At 45.7% G+C, this 20,056-nt stretch carries 9 protein-coding genes; all 9 read right to left on the bottom strand.

Features of this window, described 5'->3' with window-relative positions:
• Positions 1 to 283 precede the first annotated feature (283 nt).
• Positions 284 to 3,403 (bottom strand): beta-galactosidase, LacZ type, encoded by a 3,120-nt coding sequence (lacZ, locus tag HQN90_RS09955; protein WP_246362190.1) that lies wholly within the window; start codon positions 3,401 to 3,403, stop codon positions 284 to 286.
• 17 nt (positions 3,404 to 3,420) lie between these two features.
• Positions 3,421 to 4,413, bottom strand: coding sequence for an L-glyceraldehyde 3-phosphate reductase (mgrA, locus tag HQN90_RS09950; RefSeq protein ID WP_173217740.1), 993 nt, complete (start codon positions 4,411 to 4,413; stop codon positions 3,421 to 3,423).
• Between the two features lie 250 nt (positions 4,414 to 4,663).
• The gene (locus HQN90_RS09945; RefSeq protein WP_173217738.1) at positions 4,664 to 6,658 is read right to left on the bottom strand and encodes an RICIN domain-containing protein; all 1,995 of its coding nucleotides are present in this window, start codon (positions 6,656 to 6,658) and stop codon (positions 4,664 to 4,666) included.
• Positions 6,659 to 6,763: 105 nt separating this feature from the next.
• Entirely contained in the window at positions 6,764 to 8,767 is a 2,004-nt protein-coding gene (locus HQN90_RS09940) for an RICIN domain-containing protein (RefSeq protein WP_173217736.1), read from the bottom strand.
• 249 nt (positions 8,768 to 9,016) lie between these two features.
• On the bottom strand, positions 9,017 to 10,039 hold the full coding sequence (locus HQN90_RS09935; protein WP_173217734.1) for a Gfo/Idh/MocA family protein: 1,023 nt from the start codon (positions 10,037 to 10,039) through the stop codon (positions 9,017 to 9,019).
• 35 nt (positions 10,040 to 10,074) lie between these two features.
• On the bottom strand, positions 10,075 to 10,848 hold the full coding sequence (locus HQN90_RS09930) for a sugar phosphate isomerase/epimerase family protein (protein ID WP_173217732.1): 774 nt from the start codon (positions 10,846 to 10,848) through the stop codon (positions 10,075 to 10,077).
• A complete protein-coding gene (locus HQN90_RS09925; RefSeq protein WP_173217730.1) occupies positions 10,845 to 12,317 on the bottom strand; it encodes a glycoside hydrolase family protein in 1,473 nt (490 codons plus the stop codon). Before HQN90_RS09925 ends, HQN90_RS09930 begins: the two co-directional genes overlap by 4 nt.
• A 60-nt stretch (positions 12,318 to 12,377) precedes the next feature.
• Entirely contained in the window at positions 12,378 to 14,399 is a 2,022-nt protein-coding gene (locus HQN90_RS09920; RefSeq protein WP_173217728.1) for a glycosyl hydrolase 115 family protein, read from the bottom strand.
• A 384-nt stretch (positions 14,400 to 14,783) separates the two neighbouring features.
• Entirely contained in the window at positions 14,784 to 19,946 is a 5,163-nt protein-coding gene (locus HQN90_RS09915; protein WP_173217726.1) for a glycoside hydrolase family 97 N-terminal domain-containing protein, read from the bottom strand.
• Positions 19,947 to 20,056 lie beyond the last annotated feature (110 nt).

The raw sequence follows: 20,056 nt of genomic DNA, 5'->3' as shown, positions 1-20,056 counted from the left end.
TTTCCTCCTGAAGCGATAAGTTCTGTCTTGGTTTATTTGACTTTATTTCGACTCCCTTTCATGTTGAAAACGTTTTATTGATTGTACATCGCAATGTCATTTGATGCTTTTATTGTATGGCATAACTGCATCAAGAAAAATGTAATAATATCGTCTCTTTTATGTAATATGTTCGTAAATGGTAGAAATAACGGCACGCCAATAAGGCCCGAATTGGTCTTATTTCACAGATATCATTGCCAAAAAAAAAAGAGCCTGCTAGGCTCCTTCTTTTTTGGGCAATTTACACGTCACGCTTAGCAAGTTGTGTAGGCGAACCCGACCCGGAGATCATCGGTGTGAGGCGAACTTGGAAGTGGAAATCCTCAGCCTTCAACACATACTGCGGAAGTACGCCAGGACCGCAGCTGGCACTGCCGATGCCATTCTGCGCAAGATCGAGATGCAAGAAGATCCGGTCACGTTCCTTTAAATCAAACGTATGCTTTGCTTTCTCTAAGTCTTCGCTCGTATAGCGACGAGCTGTGAACCCGAACTGCGGCGAACCTGTCGCCAGCAGACCAACTCCTTGCTCATTCGTCATCGCGAGCCATCGCGTGTCGGAACGGTTGCCGTTTTCCTGAGGGACGATGTATTCCGTGAACAGCTCGCGCACAGTTTGCCGATAGATTCCGAACTTCGCGGCTTGCTTCGAATCCGCATACGTTTCACCAATGCCGCGGCCATACCACTCCGCTCGCTCATAATCGTTCGGCAGCTCCAGACGAAGTCCGACGCGTGGGAGCGTCTCTGGAGCGTCGCTGCCTTCGATCGATCCGTTTACGGCGATCGCCACATCTCCGCTCGCATAAATCGTATACGTGTACAACGTGTCTACCGACCATTTTAGAATCGGTGGCGCTACACGAACCTTGCAGGTAATCGTCACAACCGTTCCATTGCTATTACAGCTCCAGTCCACGCTCATAACACGATGCTGCAGCCAGTGCAGCCCTTTCAGCTTCCATAGGACCGTTGCTCGTTGGTCATCCGCGAGAGAGGTCCTCCAGTCGCCGATGGGTCGCATATCATTGTCTGTCGGCGCACGCCACAGATCAAGCCTCGGTCCTTCCTCCAGCAGGCGGAATCCTGCATATTTCCAGTTTGCGATAACGCCGTAAACACAGTCAAACTGAAGTTCAAAATCACTTCCCTGTACGTCCAACATCACACCGTTCTTCGTAACAGTTAATGGCGCGTAGTCAGACAATTCAACGGTAGGTTTAAGCTCCGACTTGTTGGGAAGTTCGAACTGAGCCCACGCAACCTCAAAGCCAGCTTCAGCCCAAATGGCATCTACGGCAAGCAAAATGCTGACGTTCAACCAGTAATCGGTCGCAGGCTGCAATTGTTCTGGCAGTGCATAATGGATGTTCACATTACCCGTACCGCCCGGCGCGACCTCGGGCAGTTTACCCTGGCCAGAACATACGACTTTCCCGTCCGCCATGACATGCCATGACAATTGTAGATGCTCCAAATGTACGAAATCATATCGATTGGTCAGCATTAACACCCCAGCCTGCAAATCCAACGCTTCGATGATAACGGGTTCCATCACTTTCTTAAGTTCCAGCAGTCCTGCCGATGGCAGACGGTCTGGGTTAACAAGACCATCGATGACGAAATTCATATCGTTCGGGGCTTCTTCAAAATCTCCGCCGTAGGCGAAAAATTCCTTGCCTTCAGCTGTTCGCTGCCGGATGCCTTGATCAACCCATTCCCACACGAAGCCCCCCTGCAACCGCTTGTAGGAATAGAAGACATCCCAATATTCTTTCAAGCCGCCTGGCCCATTGCCCATGGCATGCGCATATTCGCATACAATATGGGGCTTATCCAGGTCTTCACGTGCGCCAAGCTCGTGCAGCTGCCAAATCCTGTTGTACATCGTGCTGTACACGTCGGCACTCGCGGCTTCTCGATCTTCCGCATAGTGCACCAAGCGTGTTGGGTCGTGCTCCTTGGCCCAGTTGTACATCGCTACGTGATTACAACCGTAATACGATTCATTGCCTAGAGACCAGAGGATAATAGAAGGATGATTCTTGTCCCGCTCAATCATCCGTTCGATCCGATCTAGATAAGCCGGTTCCCACTCAGGGTCATCACTTAATTGATTGGAGTTGTCTGTCCGATGGAAGCCATGACATTCCAAATCGGCTTCATCAATAACGTACAGTCCGTATTCGTCACACAGGTCATAGAAGCGTGGATCGTTTGGATAATGGGAGGTACGGACAGCGTTAATATTGTGCTTCTTCATCAGAAGTACATCCTGCAGCATTGAATCAAGAGGTATAGTTCGCCCAAAGTCGGGATGATGATCATGTCGGTTAACTCCCTTGAACTTAATTGGCGTCCCATTTACAAGCAGTAAGCCGCCATTCAACTCGACACAACGGAATCCAACACGTACGGACGTAACCTGTGTAGTTTCGCCAATAACCCGGATCAACAGCTTGTATAAGTACGGATCTTCGGCAGACCATTTCCTAGGGTTGACGATAGGAAGCTTAAATAAAGACTCCTGCTTCAAAACACCGCCAGTTACGACTCCCTCTGCATGCCCCCCTTCTACGGCTTTCCCGCTTGCATCAAGTAGCTGCAGCTCGACACGAGCAGCTTCCTTAGCTTCGATCCTGCTTCGCAAGCTTAATCTGACTTCAAGAGAAGCATCACGGTATTCGCTATCAAGCAGCGTACGAACGGAATAATCGTATAAGTGCGTTTGCGGTGCAGCTGTCACATACACGTCGCGGAAAATCCCGCTCAGCCACCACATATCCTGATCCTCGATATAAGAGCCGTCCGACCACTGCATGACGCGAACCGCAAGAACGTTCGTCCCCTCATGAATGTGGTCCGTGATGTCGAACTGCGATGGCATGCGGCTGCCTTTACTGAAGCCAACTTCCTTGCCGTTTACCCAAACGAAGAACGCACTGTCTACGCCTTCAAAATGCAGCGTAATCCGCTGTGCGCTCCAGCTTGTCGGAACCGCAAATTGTCGGCGGTAGGAGCCAGTCGGATTTTCGGTCGGAACTAGCGGCGGGACAACCGGGAACGGGTAGACAACGTTCGTATAATGCGGTTTGCCATAGCCGTGCATCTGCCAACAAGATGGTACTGCAAGGTCATCCCAGCCGCTCGCATCGAATTCTTCCAGGTGGAAGCTCGAAGGGGCATGCGCAGGTGTCGGAGCGTAATTAAATTTCCAATTTCCATTTAACGGCACATAGTAAGGAGACAACTCACGTTCATTGCATAGAGCACTCTGATCATCAGCGAACGGTATGAATGCAGCTCTTGCTGGCAGCCGATTCCGCTGCAGCAGCTTGTGATTTTCCCAATCGTTCCTCATATCCAACACTCCCATCTTTAGAAACTCAATATTTCCTCAATACGAAGTAGCTCTTCCTGACTAAAATCTAGGTTTTTCAATGCTCTGACATTATCTTCAATCTGACTTACCTTACTTGCCCCTATGAGAGCCGAAGTAACCTTTCCTTCTCTAAGCACCCAAGCGATGACCATTTGAGAGAGGCTTTGATCACGCTCTAGCGCAATAGCGTTCAAACGTATGATCTTGGACATGACCTCATCCGTGATGGCATTGACACTCAAAGCTCGACTTGCGCTTGCAGCCCTTGAATCGGCAGGAATTCCGGTGAGATATCGGCTGGTCAGCAATCCCTTTGCCAAAGGTGAAAAGACTATGGAACCCATTCCTTCCTCTTCCAGTACATCCTGCAGCTCGTTTTCTATCCATCGATCAAACATATTGTACTTGGGTTGGTGAATCAGACAAGGTGTACCCAGTTCCTTCAAAATGCCAGCAGCCTGTTTGGTCTGCTCAGCGTTGTAATTAGAGACGCCTACATACAAGGCCTTTCCCTGTCTTACTGCCAAATCAAGCGCACGCATCGTTTCTTCCATAGGCGTCTCTGGATCACATCTGTGAGAGTAGAAAATATCAACATAATCAAGTCCCATGCGCTTAAGACTTTGGTCAAGACTGGTTATTATATGTTTCTTCGAGCCACCGTCTCCATATGGGCCTTCCCACATTAAATTGCCTGCTTTGGTTGATAGAATCAACTCATCGCGGTAAGGTTTGAAGTCCGCTTTAAATAAGCTGCCGAAATTCTCTTCGGCAGTTCCTGGAGGCGGCCCATAATTGTTAGCTAAGTCAAAATGGGTAATGCCAAGGTCGAATGCACGACGCAGCATTTCACGTTGGGTTTCTAAGGCATGTATACCGCCATAATTTTGCCAAAGTCCGAGGGAAATAACAGGCAGTTTGAGGCCTGAGTTACCACACCTTGTATACTTCATGTTGGAATATCGTTCATTTTTAGGTACATAATACATAGCAATTACCCCCACGTCACAAGCTTATAAGCCAACTTCATTCTATGGCATACATTCATCAATAAAAATGTAATAATCTCGTTTCTTTTATGTCATATATTCGTAATTTGCCTACTTACTCCAACGTTGAAAAATATTAGGCTGGGAACCTCAATATAAGCTGATGGAGCAAGAGTAAAGGAAAAAGAGAGGCAGTAAGCCTCTCTTTTTCTCTCTTCACCCACACCCAACGCTTCAATGGATGTCTAATTTACTCCATTAACTGCCATTTTTGATTGTCTCCGCCATTATCTGTCCACTGGGTAAGCTGAGCTCCGTCTGCCGTCGTCCCCCCACTATCCAATGCTTTACCGTTCTTGCGATTAATGAGTTTAGAGTATCCATTACCAACATCAACGATTTGCCATTGTTGATTGTCTCCGCCGTTATCCCCCCATTGTTCCACTAGGGCTCCATTGGCTGTAGAACCGCCAGTCACTTCTAGGAGTTTTCCACTTTTGAGGTTTTTGATCTTGTAATATCCGCCGCCAGCATCGACAAGCTGCCACCGTTGATTCTTGCCACCACTATAATCCCATTGAGATATTTTGGCTCCATCCGTCGTAGAACCACCAAAAACTTCAACAGCTTTGCTCGAATCTGCGTTCATAATCTTCTTCGTAGTAGGATTTGTGTTAAAAGTAATATTGGATGTGTTCGCACCGATATCAATTAACCCCTGGGAAGCATTTGTGATCACGTTGCCGTTCATTTTTAAATCGGTGATGGATATATTGGAAACCTTGCTCGAGCTGTCGTAACCTTGAATGAAAGAATGAAAATTGTTAATGTTCTCAAAACTAACGCGCGTCAGTTCAACATTGCTGACGGGGCCAACCTCGCTACCGCTATATATGGCCGTCCAGATGAGGAGCGGAGATGTTCTAAATTGGCCGCTGGTTCCATTATTAAAAATCTTTTCCGTGCGGATGTCGATAAAATGAATATCGTCCCATACGCCATTCCCTTGGTCATGATCCACACTGACGCCACGATAGCCTTGGATTACGTCAATATTGATAAACCAAACATCGCTAATCGATGCATTTCCTTGCATACCTACCTTCGTACCTGCAGATTCCGTATAGGCAACCGAATTTTTGTATACAACATCCGTCATCGGTTCTTCCGTTGATGCTTTCGCATCATATACATCATCGCCAGTATAGGCGAAGCATTGATCAACTACAGCATGGGAAGTATTAACCAAATCGAAACCATCGCCATGAATCCAGTTGACGTTATTGATAATCTTCACATTATTTATTTTGACATTCGTAGCGTCCTGAATCCTAAAATTCCAGGTTGTTCCATCTCTTAGTGTGAAACCCTCAAAGGTAAGGTTATTTGGCTTCGTACCCGATGCATCTTTGTAAGAATGGATGATATATTCTCGATTCGGCCCACTAGCACCAGATGTAAGTGTAGTCCCGTTGGAATCGATCATGCCTCTTCCTTTGATAGCTACATTAGATGCCCCTACGATACGGATGTTGGCATTGGTAAAAATGGTGTTAGTGAAATCATAATCGCCTACATCCGATGATCCGCGAAGGATGGAACCAGCAGCTAAATATAGTGTGACGTTACTTTTAAGTTCAATTTGAGAAAACTTGTAAATACCAGCAGGGAAATAAACGGTTCCGCCGCCGGAACGAGCATTCGCATCGTTGATGGCTTGTTGGATTTTGGACGTCATCAAATTGCCGCCTGTGTTATCCACGCCTGAATAATCCATGATGCTTTTTACGCTGCCGCCATTCGGCGTTGGCGCACCTGTTTCCACAGGATCAGCCATAATGACAAGGTTCTCCAGATTATTTATCTTGATCACTAAGTACCGTGATCCAGCTTGGGGAAGGGTGAAAGTTAGATCCTTGCCGCTTACCGTTGCCTCGATCCCGTAACTATGAGGACTAATATTATAGGAAGTAATATTTTCCGACGCCGTTACTTTAAATGTGCCCGTTCCGGAATAAGACAACTGGGCAAAAGAATAATCAAACTGCCTGGCAACCCTGATCGTAGTCGAATCAACCTTCAAAGAGTAGACCGAGCTTGTACCGAAGTGTGAAGGATACGTCACTACGGTCGCAGCCGCTGCAGGCTGAGCCATTGTAAATGTGAAACCAAACATTAGAGCAGCAGCTAGGATCATTTTCGTAAGCAAATTTCCGATTTGCCATTTCATTTTACTAACATACATACGAATATGACCTCCATTTTCATAATAATTGCATACGTTCATCATTAAAAATGTAATTATCTCGCATCTTTTATGCAAAATAATCGCTAATGAGAGTGGCTTGATCTATTGCGCAAAAAATTGGAATTTCTGATTGTCTCCGCCATTATCTGTCCACTGGGTAAGCTGAGCTCCGTCTTCCGTCGACCCACTGCTATCTAATGCTTTACCGCTCTTGCGATTAATGAGTTTCGAGTATCCATTGCCAACATCAACGATCTGCCATTGTTGATTGGTTCCGCCGTTATCCCCCCATTGTTCGACTAGGGCTCCATTGGCTGTAGAACCGCCAGTTACTTCCAGTAACTTTCCGCTTTTAACGTTTTTAATCTTGTAGTAACCGCCGCCAGCATCGACAAGCTCCCACCGTTGATTCGTTCCAGCATGATAATTCCATTGGACGATCTTGGTGCCATCCGAAGTACCACCACCGAAAACTTCCACAGTTTTACCTGAGTTAGCGTTGGTAATCATGTAATTCGTGGCCGCAGTATTAAAAGTAATATTCGATGTGTTCGCACCCATATCAATTAGACCCGTAGCAGGGTTGGTAATCATGGTACCGTTCATTTTCAAATTCGTGAAGTTTACATTGGAAACCTTGCTCGTGCTGTCATAACCTTGAATGATGGAATGGAAATTGCCCAGGTCCTCATAGGTAATGCGGGTCAGTTCTACATTGCTAATCGGGCCAACCTCCGTTTTATATTTGGCCGTCCAGATGAGCAGCGGAGCCGTCCTATATTGGCCGTTAGGTCCATTATCAAAAATCTTTTCTGTGCGGATGTCGATAAAATGAATATCGTTCCATATCCCATTGCCTTCGTCATGGCTTAAACTAATGCCCCTATAGCCTAAGATTACGTCGATATTGATAAACCAAAGATCCGTCAACGAGGCATTGCCTGCAACCCCTGCCTTCGTACCTGCAGATTCCGTATAGGCAACCGAATTTTTGTAAACGACATCCGTCATTGGTTCTTCTGTCGATGATTTCGCATCGAATACGTCATCCCCCGTATAAGCAAAACATTGATCCACGACAGCGTGAGACGTATTGACGAGATCGAAGCCGTCTCCATGGATCCAGTGGACATTATTAATAATCTTTACATTCGTGATAGTCACGTTCGTCGATTCCTCAATATTCATGTTCCAGGTTGTTCCATCTCTAAGGGTGATACCTTCGAACGTGAGACCACTCGGCTTTGTTCCCGACGAATTCTTATAAGAACGGATGATATTTTCACGGTTCGGTCCACTATCGCCTGTTGTAAGCGAGGTCCCATTGGAGTCAATCATCCCTCTTCCTTTGATTGCTACATTCGATGCCCCTACGATACGGATGTTAGCCTGTTTAAAATTGGTGTCAGTGAAATCGTAATCGCTTAACGTTGTTGACCCGCGAAGTATGGCACCTGCTGCTAAGTAGAGCGTGACATTACTTTTGAGCTCAACCTGAGAGAATTTATAGATACCAGCTGGAAAATACACCATACCTCCGCCAGAACGAGCATTGGCGTCATTGATAGCCTGTTGAATTTTGGACGTCATCAGATTGCCGCCCGTATTGTCTATGCCTGAATAATCCATGATGTTCTTCACACTGCCGCCATTGGGTACTGGGGCATCTGTTTCCACAGGGTCCGCCATGATGACAAGGTTCTCCAAGTTATTAATCTTGATCACTAAGTACCGCGATCCAGCTTGGGGAAGGGTGAAAGTTAGATCCTTGCCGCTTACGCTTGCGGTAATGCCATAACTATGAGGACTGATGTTGTAGGAGGTAATATTATCTTTGGCTGTTACTTTGAATGTCGCCGTACCGTTATACGATAGCTGAGCAAAAGAATAATCAAAATGCTTAACAACTTTCACTGTCGTAGAATCTACTTGCAGAGAGTATGCCGTACTTGTAGTGAAGTAGGAAGGAGTAGGATACGTCACGACGGTCGCAGCGGATGCAGGCTGGGCCATGTGAATAGAGAAACTGAACATGAGGGCAGCAGCAACAATCATTTTCGTGAGCAAATTTCCAATTCGCCAATTTTTGATTTTACTAATGCGCATTCTTATTTCGCCTCCAGTTTACTTGTAGTTGCGTTTCATTCATTACGACACTCTACGCTGCGAATCTGTCATCCATAATGGTTAACAGGAAACACCCCCTATTCAAAAGTAAGCGTTTGCAAACAACTTTATTCTATGGCAATTCTTTCCTAATAAAAATGGAATAATATCGTTTCTTTTATGCATTAAATTCGTTGATAAAGTAAAACAAAGAGAGCCCGCAATATAGGCGTGGCTCTGATGTAAGTATTAGGACAAAGAAACAACTTTTTTCGAATCCTGCGATTCGAAAGCAGCTAGAATAACCGCCAGCGACTTCAAGCCTTCTTCACCGGAGATGCTCGGTGGTGTATTCGTAACAATGCTTTCCACGAAAGCGTCCATGATGCCGCTTGACACTTGCTTTTCGTTCGTCGCCATCGCGCCAACCTGATACTTCTCAACGGAGCCGTCACGAAGCTGCACAATAACTTGATCAAGCGGATGTGTCCCGATGTGCATAGCGCCATTCTCACACCACAATATTGTGCTGTTATCGCCGCCTTTATAATACGTCCAGCTGGCAACCAACGTGCCGATTATTCCGCTCTTCATACGCAAAACACAGGTCGCGTTATCGTCTACATCGGTGCCTGCTTTGTGCAGCGTGCTCACGAAAGCAGCCACTTCTGCCACTTCGTCGTCGAGCAGCCAACGGATCAAATCAGATTTGTGTACGCCGAGGTCGCCCATCGCCCCCATGATGGCATCTTCTTTGCGGAAGAACCAGCTGTCGCGACCATCCATACTCCAACCTTCAGGTCCTCCATGACCGAAGGACGTACGGAAGGAAAGAACTTTACCCATTTTACCTGATTGCAAAATTTCTTTAGCCTTTTGGTGAGGCGGCATCAGCCGTTGGTTTTGACCCACCATCAAGAACACACTGTTCTTTCTTGCCGCTTCGATCATAGCCAAAGCATCCGCTTCGTTCGTTGCCATCGGCTTTTCCACAAGCACATGTGCCCCTGCATTCGCTGCTGCAATTGCATAGGGAGCGTGAAGTACGTTCGGCGTACATACGCTGACGGCATCCGGTTTTTCCACTTTCAGCATTTCTTCATAGCTTGTGTAGGCTCTACCGCCGTGCTGTTGCGCGTAGCCTTCGGCTCTCTCCAGAATCAGATCGCAAAAACCTACCAATTCAACGTTCGGATTCGCTGCATATTCCGGAATATGTCTCTTCTTGGAAATGGCCCCACAGCCCACAACCGCTACTTTGATTTTGCTCATGTCTGGTTCGACTCCTTTATGTGTTGGTATTCAAATTAAAATTTGGATAAATAGTTCATCTTCAGCCAGTTGTAGCTGGTAGCAACACTTTCAAGCGGCGGGTTCGCGCAACGATCCTGCTCAACGATGATCCATTCTACCCCAGCATCCGAGCCGGCTTGGATAACTGATGGCAGAACGATTTCCCCTTCACCCAACTCAACCGTATTGATTTGCCCGTTCACTGCACCTTTGAAATCTTTCAGATGAAGCAGCGGAAGGCGGCCTGCATAATTCGCAATGTATTGTAGTGCATCCAGACCCGCAAATTGCACCCAACCTGCATCCAGCTCCACTTGCAGCGCCGCTGGCGTAGCCGATGCATACATGGCGTCGAATACGTATTGATCGTTTATTTTCATCTCAAATTCAAATGCATGGTTGTGGTAAGCGAATTGAAGCCCTTTCTCCTTCACCTGCTGACCTGCTTCCGCAAAATAAGTGAACAAGCTTTGCCATGCTTCAGGTGTTTGACGATCCTCCGCAGCAATATGCGGGCATATGAGATAAGGCGCATCAATCGCTAGCAAATATTCGATTTCTTTATTCAAATCAGCCTTCATTTTGGCAAGACTGACATGAGCGCCGATTGCTTTTAAGTTCAATTCTTGCAGCAGATCCTTCAGCTCTTCCGCAGACATACCACCGTAACCTGCAAATTCCACTCCTTCATAGCCGAGTTCAGCCACTCGCCGAAGTGTACCGGTAAAATCTTTGGCCAAATCCTCGCGCACAGTAAACAACTGCAAACCGATACCCATTCTTCTCATCGCATGTGTCCCTTCACCGTTAGTTCTGATGCATAGCTGCCCTTAATAATTCGCGCATCCAGGCTATTCGTGATGACATCCCCACACAAGTTTAGATCGTTAAACGTAACATTGGTTACATCATTCGTATCACTTGAGCCATACATATGTATGGGGTTAAACGCCTCTTTTTCGAAATAAGCGCTATCAATATAAACATTCTTGACTGGTGCTGTACCCGCTTCTATCTCTACAGGAATGCTTTTCCCCATAGAGGTAAACACGTAGTTTTCTACCCTCGTATTTACAAAATGGATATCACTCATCAGCTGCTTCCCTGAAGTTGCTTCTACTACAATGCCTCGTCGTGCCTGAACGACGTCGTTGTCTTCAAACCAGACATCATACATGGGGCTGTGGGATTGCAAACCCGCTTTGAGACCTGCACAGGATGAGAATACGATATTGTTTTTGAAACGAATATTATACATCGCATAGTCAGTTATCGTTGATTTTGCACAAAGAGCATCATCCACGGTCATGACAAAGTTCTTTTCCGCTATCGCGTTCCTAGTTCCGCATAGATCGATACCATCATTCATGATTTTATATTGATCGGCATTTTTGTGATTCATAATCTTAACATATCTGACCGTAAATCCTTCGCCACCTTGAATACCGTTAATCGTCCACGTGGTTGAGTCCTTGATGATGATGCCCTCTATCGTTACATGATCTGAAAAGTTGCCTACGATAACATTTCTTCTGTACCCGAGAAAGGTCGATGAAGCACGATCCTTATCCATAATCGCTATGCCGCTGGCATCCAGCACGCCTCGTCCGATTATTTTGGCATTAGGTGCATGGTCGATCCGGATCATGGGATCAATAAATATTTTACCTTCCCTACTAGTCGTATAATCATAAAGGCTTCTGTCCGGATTTGACTTGATGACCGCCCCGCCTTGCAGGTACAGAGTGACATTACTTTTGATGTACAGGATGTCCTTCACTTTGTATACACCAACAGGGACATAAACGATTCCCCCACCTGCAGCAGAGGCATCATCAATGGCCATCTGTATGAGATGGGTAACATCGCTCGTCCAGGTGTTGTCTGCCTGATAAGGAGCATTGATAATATTATAGATACCTGTCCCCGAAGATGGGGGAGCGTTGCTTTCCAAAGGGTCCGCCAGAACAACGAGCTTCTCCAGGCCATTAATCTGTATAACCAGATAGGATGGCTTGACCGAGCTGCTGTCGATCGTGAAAGTCAGTTGATTCCCACTTACTACCCCGGTAATTCCCATGCTGTGTGGGCTTATATCATAACTTGTGATTGGCTGACTTGCTGTGACTGTTAGTGTTGGCGTACCCGAATAGGAAAAATGAGCATAGTGGTAATCCAAAAAATGTTCAACAATGACAGCGTTCTGGTCTACTTGCAACTGAAAATCCGAGCTTGTTGTCGTATAAGTTGGTTTCATATAAGTAAAAATAGCAGCAACACTCCTCCATTATTGTTATAAAATTTTCAAGTGGATCACTCAATAATTCCCTGCACATTCTCTCACTTGGCGTATGAGGTCAGGAAGGTTAAGCAATACATCACCATCGTACCAACCTTTCCATTTCCCTTTCTCCGCATGCATCCGGATAACCGATGCCTGCTGAAGCTCTGCTACAGCCTCCAAGATTCGGCCACGTGCGTTCTCTTCCCTTGTAGATCCGGCAAGTACAATCTCCGCCGCAACAGATAGATGATGAACGGCCCGATACAGCGCGCGGATGAGAGATAGCTGGACCATCAGATTGGTCGTAAAGAACTCTCTACGCTCTTCATCCATTTCCTGCAAAGCCTGATAAGCCGCGTTCAAAGCGTTGTCCCACTTCGGAAGGGCATCCCCAGTGGCATTTTTATAATAGCTTATGAAATCCTCATCTTGATCGAAAGCCAATAGGGTTTTGTTCTGGATCTCGTCTTTGGTAAACGGTTGACCCTTAAGGATAGCAACTAACTTGATCGTCAGTCTGCGGCACATGCCATCCATCAGAAGCATGCGACCAGCGTATCCCTGGTTGTCTAATGCGTGGAACGCGCCGAAATAAGCTTGATAAGCAAGCGCAGCTGCCTGTCCACCTCGCTGACCATAATGTTCGAAAGACCAATCTTGCAAATACGCTTCTGGTTCGTAATTCCCAAAATTCCAACCTATAGCAGCCGTATATTGGGTTCCCAGCAGCATCTCTCTGAGGTTCGTTACATTGACGACAAGGTAGTCTGTATTTCCTTGTTGAACAGCTGCTTGCAGATTGTAATAAATTTTCTGCGGTGAAGTCCCTTGGACCTGATGGGGTCCGCAGCTCCAGAACGCGACATGATAATAAATGCCATATTGCCGATCCGGTTCCCGTTTACCTTCATAGAAGCTGTCACCTAACATCTGAGTAGGTCCGAAATCCGCATGAATAATGATCGTTTCTTTCGGGAAGGATAAATGTCCTCCCTTCAGAAGCTCCATACCTTCCATCCACAAAGTAGCCGTAGAGGCGAAGTTGCTGTGACCCAGCGCTTCGGCTATAATCTCATGTTGCTTGGCAATGGCACCAGCAATTAACTGACCTCTTCCACTTGCAGTTTCCGGCGCATACGGATCATCTGCCCAGACAGGCTTGTCGCCCATGCCACGAAGACCAAGCTGCCAAACCACATTGTCATACCGTGCCCAACGGCTTGCATAAAGCCGCCAAACCTCCTCATACTTCTCAGGATTTGTCGTGTAGGACAGAGGCTCAACATCTCCCCGTTCCTGCCAATAGCGTCGGACCCTTTTGGGGAATACCCCTAACGGCTCAATGTGATGCTGGGAAATAAGTAATCCGCGTTCCGACACCCGCCTAACCAAATCTTCATCAGATGGATCGAGGATATCCAACAAGGAGCATGGGATCAGCAGATTCTGTTTGAGACGGAGCGCAGTCTCCATAATCGGTTCCAGTGCATTCGCATAACCAGCATGCTTCGTGAAGGCATTGTTCTGAAAATCCTGATCGAATTTCCCGGTCCAGCCCAGCAGCAGATCCTCATCATTGATGAACCATCCCCGGTGACGGAACGTCGTAGGTCCATCAGTCAACGAGATGCTGCCCAAATCAAGACTTTCCTTGGGTGTAGGTGCATGGCCTGTCCACAGATACAAGGGATTCACATCCAGAACAACTCGGCTAAATTCGTATATACCATAGATCGCCCCTCTGGTATCACTGCCAGCTATAACGAGATGTTGCCCTTCTTTCCCTAAACTCTTGACGAAGTAGTGCTCCGTTTTCCCATGGATATCGCTGAAATCTATTTTTTTCTTCGTTAAGAACTCTGAAAAAGCAGGATTGCTTAAGCTTCCTACTAGAATGGAAAAGCCCTCTACATCCGAAAGGTACTTTCGGCAATCAGCCTGAATGTTCATCACATGGCTCAAATCACGAATTAAATCTTGCAAAGCTAACCCAATGCCCGTATGTTCCTGAGCGTCAATCCTGATTTCCACTGTTTCTTTTGCTTGTAAAATCAATAGGATACACCTCTCTGCTTCTCTTGCGAGCATTTCACACTTCGCTACAGCCTTTTTTTAAAAATTAGTATGATTACTATATCGCATAAGTTCATCAATAAAAATGTACTAGCTCCGTCTCTTTTATGTAATATTTTCGTTTGTGAGCTTTAAACTTATCATTTGCAAGCTTAAGAATAGAAAATAGCCTTACGATTTCTCGTAAGGCCGATCATATTTCTTCCATCACCTTTTACCAATGAATTTGCAGGAATATTAACCTATTTTATTGATTTGTAAAAGGCGCGTCTGCCTCTTGCAATCAAGAAGAAGCCCGCTCCGGCCTTCGAAAAGGCTAGGCGGGCTTCTATTCGCGCAAGCACCTTTAGTAAAACAAACGCCTGCTTATTTCAGGGTATCCAGTAGAATCTTAAGCTCTGGATTAGTCTCTAGAACCTTCAGTACAATAGTTAACGCTTCGGCACGGGAAGCCTGCTTGGCTGGAAGAAACTTACCATCTCCCAATCCGCTGATTATTCCGGCTGCCGCCGCTTGCCCGATCTGCTCCTTATTCCATGTGTTTTCCAGATCGGAGAAAGTGGACGACGCAGCATTAACGCTATTCAGGTTAATAATCTTGGAAATCATTGCAATAATCTCCGCACGACTGATTTCCCGATCAGGCTGGAATGTGCCGTTCTCGTAGCCAGAAATTATACCTTTTTGCTGCAGGGCTCTAATGGAGGTTTCGGCCCAGTGACCGGAAATATCACTTAAGGAGCTTCCAGCAGCGTTGCCTGCAAGGCCAAATACCTTGGCAAGAACCGTAGCGAACTCCGCACGAGTGATGCTTCCATCCGGGTGGAAGCTGCCGTCTTGATATCCGGTAACCACTCCTAACTTCACAAACATACCAATTGTGGAGTCAGCCCAATGAGAAGAAGTATCCGTAAATTCCAACGGAGCCGGAATGGATTTGGCTTCCTCAACTTTTTGTGCGATGCTGGTTAGCACTCTGGCAATATCAACGACATTGTCCATGAAATGCACTACCGACTTAGCGGGTTCAGTTACTGGTGTTCCTGGATTTGTTCCTGAATCTGTTCCTGAACCTGTTCCTGAACCTGTTCCTGAACCTGTTCCTGTTCCTGTTCCTGGACCTGTTCCTGAACCTGTTCCTGGATCTGTTCCTGAACCTGTCCCTGGATCTGTTCCTGGATCTGTTCCTGAACCTGTCCTAGCAAGTGCTTCTACTGCTGCTTTAATTGCTGCTGTTGCTTCAGCCACTTCCTGTTGTGTAGCATTCTCCTTTGCAGCTACATCTTTTCCTGCATTAAATTGAGTTACTAATGCTGCCCAGCTGTCTGCTGTGTAGTCTACTTCTTTTAATCCTTCTACATATGCTATTGCTTCATTCAGTGCCGTTTTATCAACAACTTCTGGATCTACAGCTACAAGTGCTTCTACTGCTGTTTGAATTGCTGCTGTTGCTTCAGCCACTTCCTGCTGTGTTGCCTTCTCCTTTGCAGCTACATCTTTTCCTGCATCCAATTGTGTTACTAATGCTGCCCAGCTGTCTGCTGTGTAGTCTGCTTCTTTTAATGCTTGTACAGATGCTATTGCATCATTCAGCGCCGACTTATCAACAACTCCTGGTTCCAAGGTGTCAATTGCTATCGGTACCTTCACACCATTGTAAGTAAAATCGCTGACTTTGATATCAATTGCCGTTTGTCCCCCGCCGGAACCTGCATAGAAACCTACAGAAAGATTTGCACTTGCTGCCAAATTTGCATTTGTAGTCGTTCTCGGTGTTCCTTTATCGGTAATTGCTGTCCAAATTTCACCATCATAGCTATAAGAATTAATAAATGTATTTCCAACTTTTTGAATTTTAACGTAAACATCCTTATTGAAATCATCATCTGCGTTGTAATATTCCGAGGTAGCTCCTGAAGCGGTTGACATGACACCGAACGCCTGAGGGTGACTTCCCATTATGCCGCTGTGATAACGCCGACCTGCTGCTACCGATAAGCTATTCGGATTCGCTTTATTAAAGACTGTGATAAATCCCCCCTGATAATTGGCCTTAAGCCCACCGGAAATCTTAGCTGTGATCGTAAAGTCTTGATCACCTTCCGGTACATCCATAGCGAACATGTTTTTCCAGTTATTAGCGCCAAGTACTCCCGTTTCTGTTGTAATTGTTGCAGAATCGGCATTATTGATAATCACATTTTCATTCCGATTAAGGATTGTCCATTTAGTACTATCAAGAACATACCTTGGAGGTATAACTGTTACTTTAACTTCTGCCTTTACAGTTTTGTTGTAAGCAGAAGCTACCGTTACTGTCGTCTTACCTTCAGCAACGCCTCTAATTACACCGTTCTGATTGACAGTTGCGATGGTTTCGTCCCCAACACTCCAAATAACATCTTTGAATTCTGCTTTATTCGGATTGATTGTAACTGCAACCGGATCAGATAAATATCCTTTTTCTACTGTCACTACTGTCGGATTGGCAACGATTGAAGTGATGCTATCCAACTCTGCTGTTGGAACTGCACGTAAGGCATATCCGCCGCCGTAAAGTACATTTATGTCTAATACGGTTTGGTTTGTAACATTCGGGATAATTTTCATATCTACGTCTTGTCTGCCGTTTTCTGTGTAAAGCAAAACTGTATACGTTTTGCCTGAATCAAGGGATTTTAATGGAACTTTCATCGTTCTTGGATTCACACTGATTCCAGAAACATACCAGTTTGTTCCGGCTCTTCTAGCTATACTCAGATACTGGCCAATTTCACCGTCAAGTAAATCTGTTTTATCCCATTTTTTCGGGTAATTTTTATAGTAGGACATGCCTTCCGGAATACTTCTATAAACATCCGGCGCAGAACCCATACTATGAATGCCATCTTCAATCAACGCTGTCAATGCGAACTGGAAACCCATCGTCGTCTTGTTATAATCCTTAGATCTGATTTCTTCCGTAACCTCTGCCGGTCCAATTGCCGCTCGGATAAACGGAATCATGGTGTACTGTTCCGCAGTAATACCACCTGCTTCCTGTCCACGGATGGCTTCATGTCCATACACGTTTGGATAAGTACGAATTTCACCGGTTGGTTTATTTGCACCGTGTGCAAGTACCATGAGCTTGTACTTCGCCGCATCTTTATATAGATCATCATAAAGCTGCATATTAGCCTGGCCTTCCCCATCAAAGAAATCCGGCTTGATGCCTACGATGCCTTGATCTGACCATTCTTTAAAGTGCTTGTCACGTTCTGCCTGTGTATCAATATCGCTTACATGTACCCATGCCCACAATTTAACTCCTTTTTCTTGTGCAAACGCTTTTACTTGCGGCCACCAGTCACGCACACCAGTAACATTTCCACGACCACCCAGGGCCCAGCCTTCATCAAGGATATAATAATCCCATCCAATTTCTGCTCCAAATTCAATCCAGTTCAAATGTGTTTCAGCTTTCGACTGATCACTGATGCCACTTCCCCAGTTCGCTACCCATGACCAGGAAGATAAACCTGGATCTACCCATGATTCATAGTCGTATTTTTCGTAATCTGCTGGCGTGCTCAGGTTTTCAATCATTGTATTCTCGACAATGTCTTTGGGAGTACCTGTGATGGCCGCTCTCCAAGGTGATTTGAAAGGCGTCGTTGTCACTACAGCCTTCGTCCCTTGTGTCTTAGAGAACGAAACATCCAACATCCCGTTTTCTTTAACTGTAAACATAGAACCCGTGTAAGCTCCGTTGAGGTCAGCTTCTGAGAACAGCGTCCAAACACCATTTTTTCCATAGAGGAATGGTATCGAGGGAGTAGAGCCTGCTGCTAATCCTTCCGTAGTCGTTTTTGTATACTGACCTTCATAGTTCCATGTAGCCGAAGTATAGTTCATCCAATAGACATCTGCTTCTTTCGGAAGCTGCAAACCTGAAACTTCATCACTGATTTTAATCTCTTTTGCCACGTCCGTGTGGACAGCATATCTGTATGCCGTTCCATCATCATAGGCACGTATTATCAAATCAAATGTAACAGAATTATCATTCTTCCTTGCAAATGTAAGCGTCTGTTCTTTGTAGTGATTGGTATATTCATTACTCTTACCGGAAAGCACCTTATAGCTTTCGTTGGTTTCTTTCACTTCTGAAGCTTCTTTAAATACAAGGCCACTCGAAAAGTCACCTAAGTTGGTTACTAAACCAAGAGGTGATGTCCCAATATTTTCTACGCCATTCTTTTCCGCCGTATATTGAAGAACGCCACCTGTGATCATTTCTACCGTCATCTTTGTATGGCCATCTGGAGATGAAAGTTCCCATGAATCTTCTGTCTCAATATTTCCAACTTGAATTGCCAGAGTAGCTGTTTTTGTAACTTCACCCAATGTTGCTTGGGCAGTAATGACTACATTGCCGTTACGTACACCAGTAACTACACCGGCTCCACTAACCGTTGCCACATCTTCATCACTGCTTGTGTAGACTACCGAATCAAATGCTGTGATTACATTTCCATCATAATCTGCACCTGTCACGTTAAGCGTTTGTGTATGTGCAGCACCTACACCCATTTCCGTTTCACCAGAAAGCACAACGGATTTTAATGCCTTTGAATTTATAGAGAAGGGTACCGGTTCACCACCAATTCTCAGATCAGAGAACGTGATGTTTGTGGGTGTATTCCCGCCACCGTTTGCCGCTGCGATTCCTAAATAAATCTTCTCAGGGTCAATGAGTGCATTGCCCTTATCTATGAATTCATAGTTCTTGCCGCCAGTGGTATCAATAATCTGATTCCAATCTGCTTTGTTGTCACTGTACGCCGCTGCATAGAAACCAGTGATTCTTCCGTTCTGCTTCTGAAGTTTCAGATAGAACTCATTGCCGATGTTTGCAGCACCTTCATAATACTCGCCAGGCGTACCACCATTCTGCATAACGCCCATGAGCATGTTTGTTCCATATGTTCCGCCAAGAAATCCATGAAATCTGCGGACCACACCAACGGCATTCGCACGGTTTTTTCCGCTTGCGATCATCAGTTGAGCCCCCTGATAGTTTGCCGTAAAATTCCCATTTACTTTCACAGTAAAATCATAGTCCGTCTGGTTCGGAAGCTGATAGTAAAGAATGTTTTTCATTCCCCCTGCATCATTAATTGCTCCACCTTCCGTTGTGATCGTAACACTTCCATCCGCATTAACAACAAGTTTTCCAACTGTCGGGTTTTCTACTTCCCATGCACTATCCAGCACCATGCTTGCTCCTGCCGCAGCTGGCAGCTCCGCCGCAAGTGCCTTGTTAACCCCATTTGGGTCAGATACATAGGTAGCTTCGGACACCGATGAAATTCCTGCTTTCGTGACGTTGCTTTCATTAGAATTATATTGGTCTTGTTTAAATAGAGGTTGTTCAGAATTGGCAAAGGCGGCATTCGGCAATCCAAATGGCAGACTGACAATAAGCAAGCTCATAATTAAGAATAGTTTTACCGCAATTTTCGGTGTAGAACGTCTTTTTTGCAATGTTACTCCTCCTCTTTTTCTTCAGGTCCGTCTCCCCCGTAATGATAACGGAATCTCTGGGATTACAATAATTTTCATGCCATTCGTACAATGTGCGTTGAGGCATTTCG

Origin of the sequence: Paenibacillus alba (genome assembly GCF_013204855.1) — a bacterium.
GTDB classification, from domain to species: Bacteria; Bacillota; Bacilli; order Paenibacillales; family NBRC-103111; genus Paenibacillus_E; species Paenibacillus_E alba.
The sequence above is the reverse complement of the archived record's forward strand: the minus strand, read 5'-3'. Positions and strand labels throughout refer to the sequence as shown.

What these genes read in the sequence shown, in the direction of transcription:
- HQN90_RS09935 (WP_173217734.1), bottom strand. Translation starts at nt 10,039, where the DNA reads ATGAGCAAAATCAAAGTAGCGGTTGTGGGCTGTGGGGCCATTTCCAAG.
- HQN90_RS09940 (WP_173217736.1), bottom strand. Translation starts at nt 8,767, where the DNA reads ATGCGCATTAGTAAAATCAAAAATTGGCGAATTGGAAATTTGCTCACG.
- mgrA (WP_173217740.1), bottom strand. Translation starts at nt 4,413, where the DNA reads ATGTATTATGTACCTAAAAATGAACGATATTCCAACATGAAGTATACA.
- HQN90_RS09930 (WP_173217732.1), bottom strand. Translation starts at nt 10,848, where the DNA reads ATGAGAAGAATGGGTATCGGTTTGCAGTTGTTTACTGTGCGCGAGGAT.
- HQN90_RS09925 (WP_173217730.1), bottom strand. Translation starts at nt 12,317, where the DNA reads ATGAAACCAACTTATACGACAACAAGCTCGGATTTTCAGTTGCAAGTA.
- HQN90_RS09945 (WP_173217738.1), bottom strand. Translation starts at nt 6,658, where the DNA reads ATGTATGTTAGTAAAATGAAATGGCAAATCGGAAATTTGCTTACGAAA.
- lacZ (WP_246362190.1), bottom strand. Translation starts at nt 3,403, where the DNA reads ATGAGGAACGATTGGGAAAATCACAAGCTGCTGCAGCGGAATCGGCTG.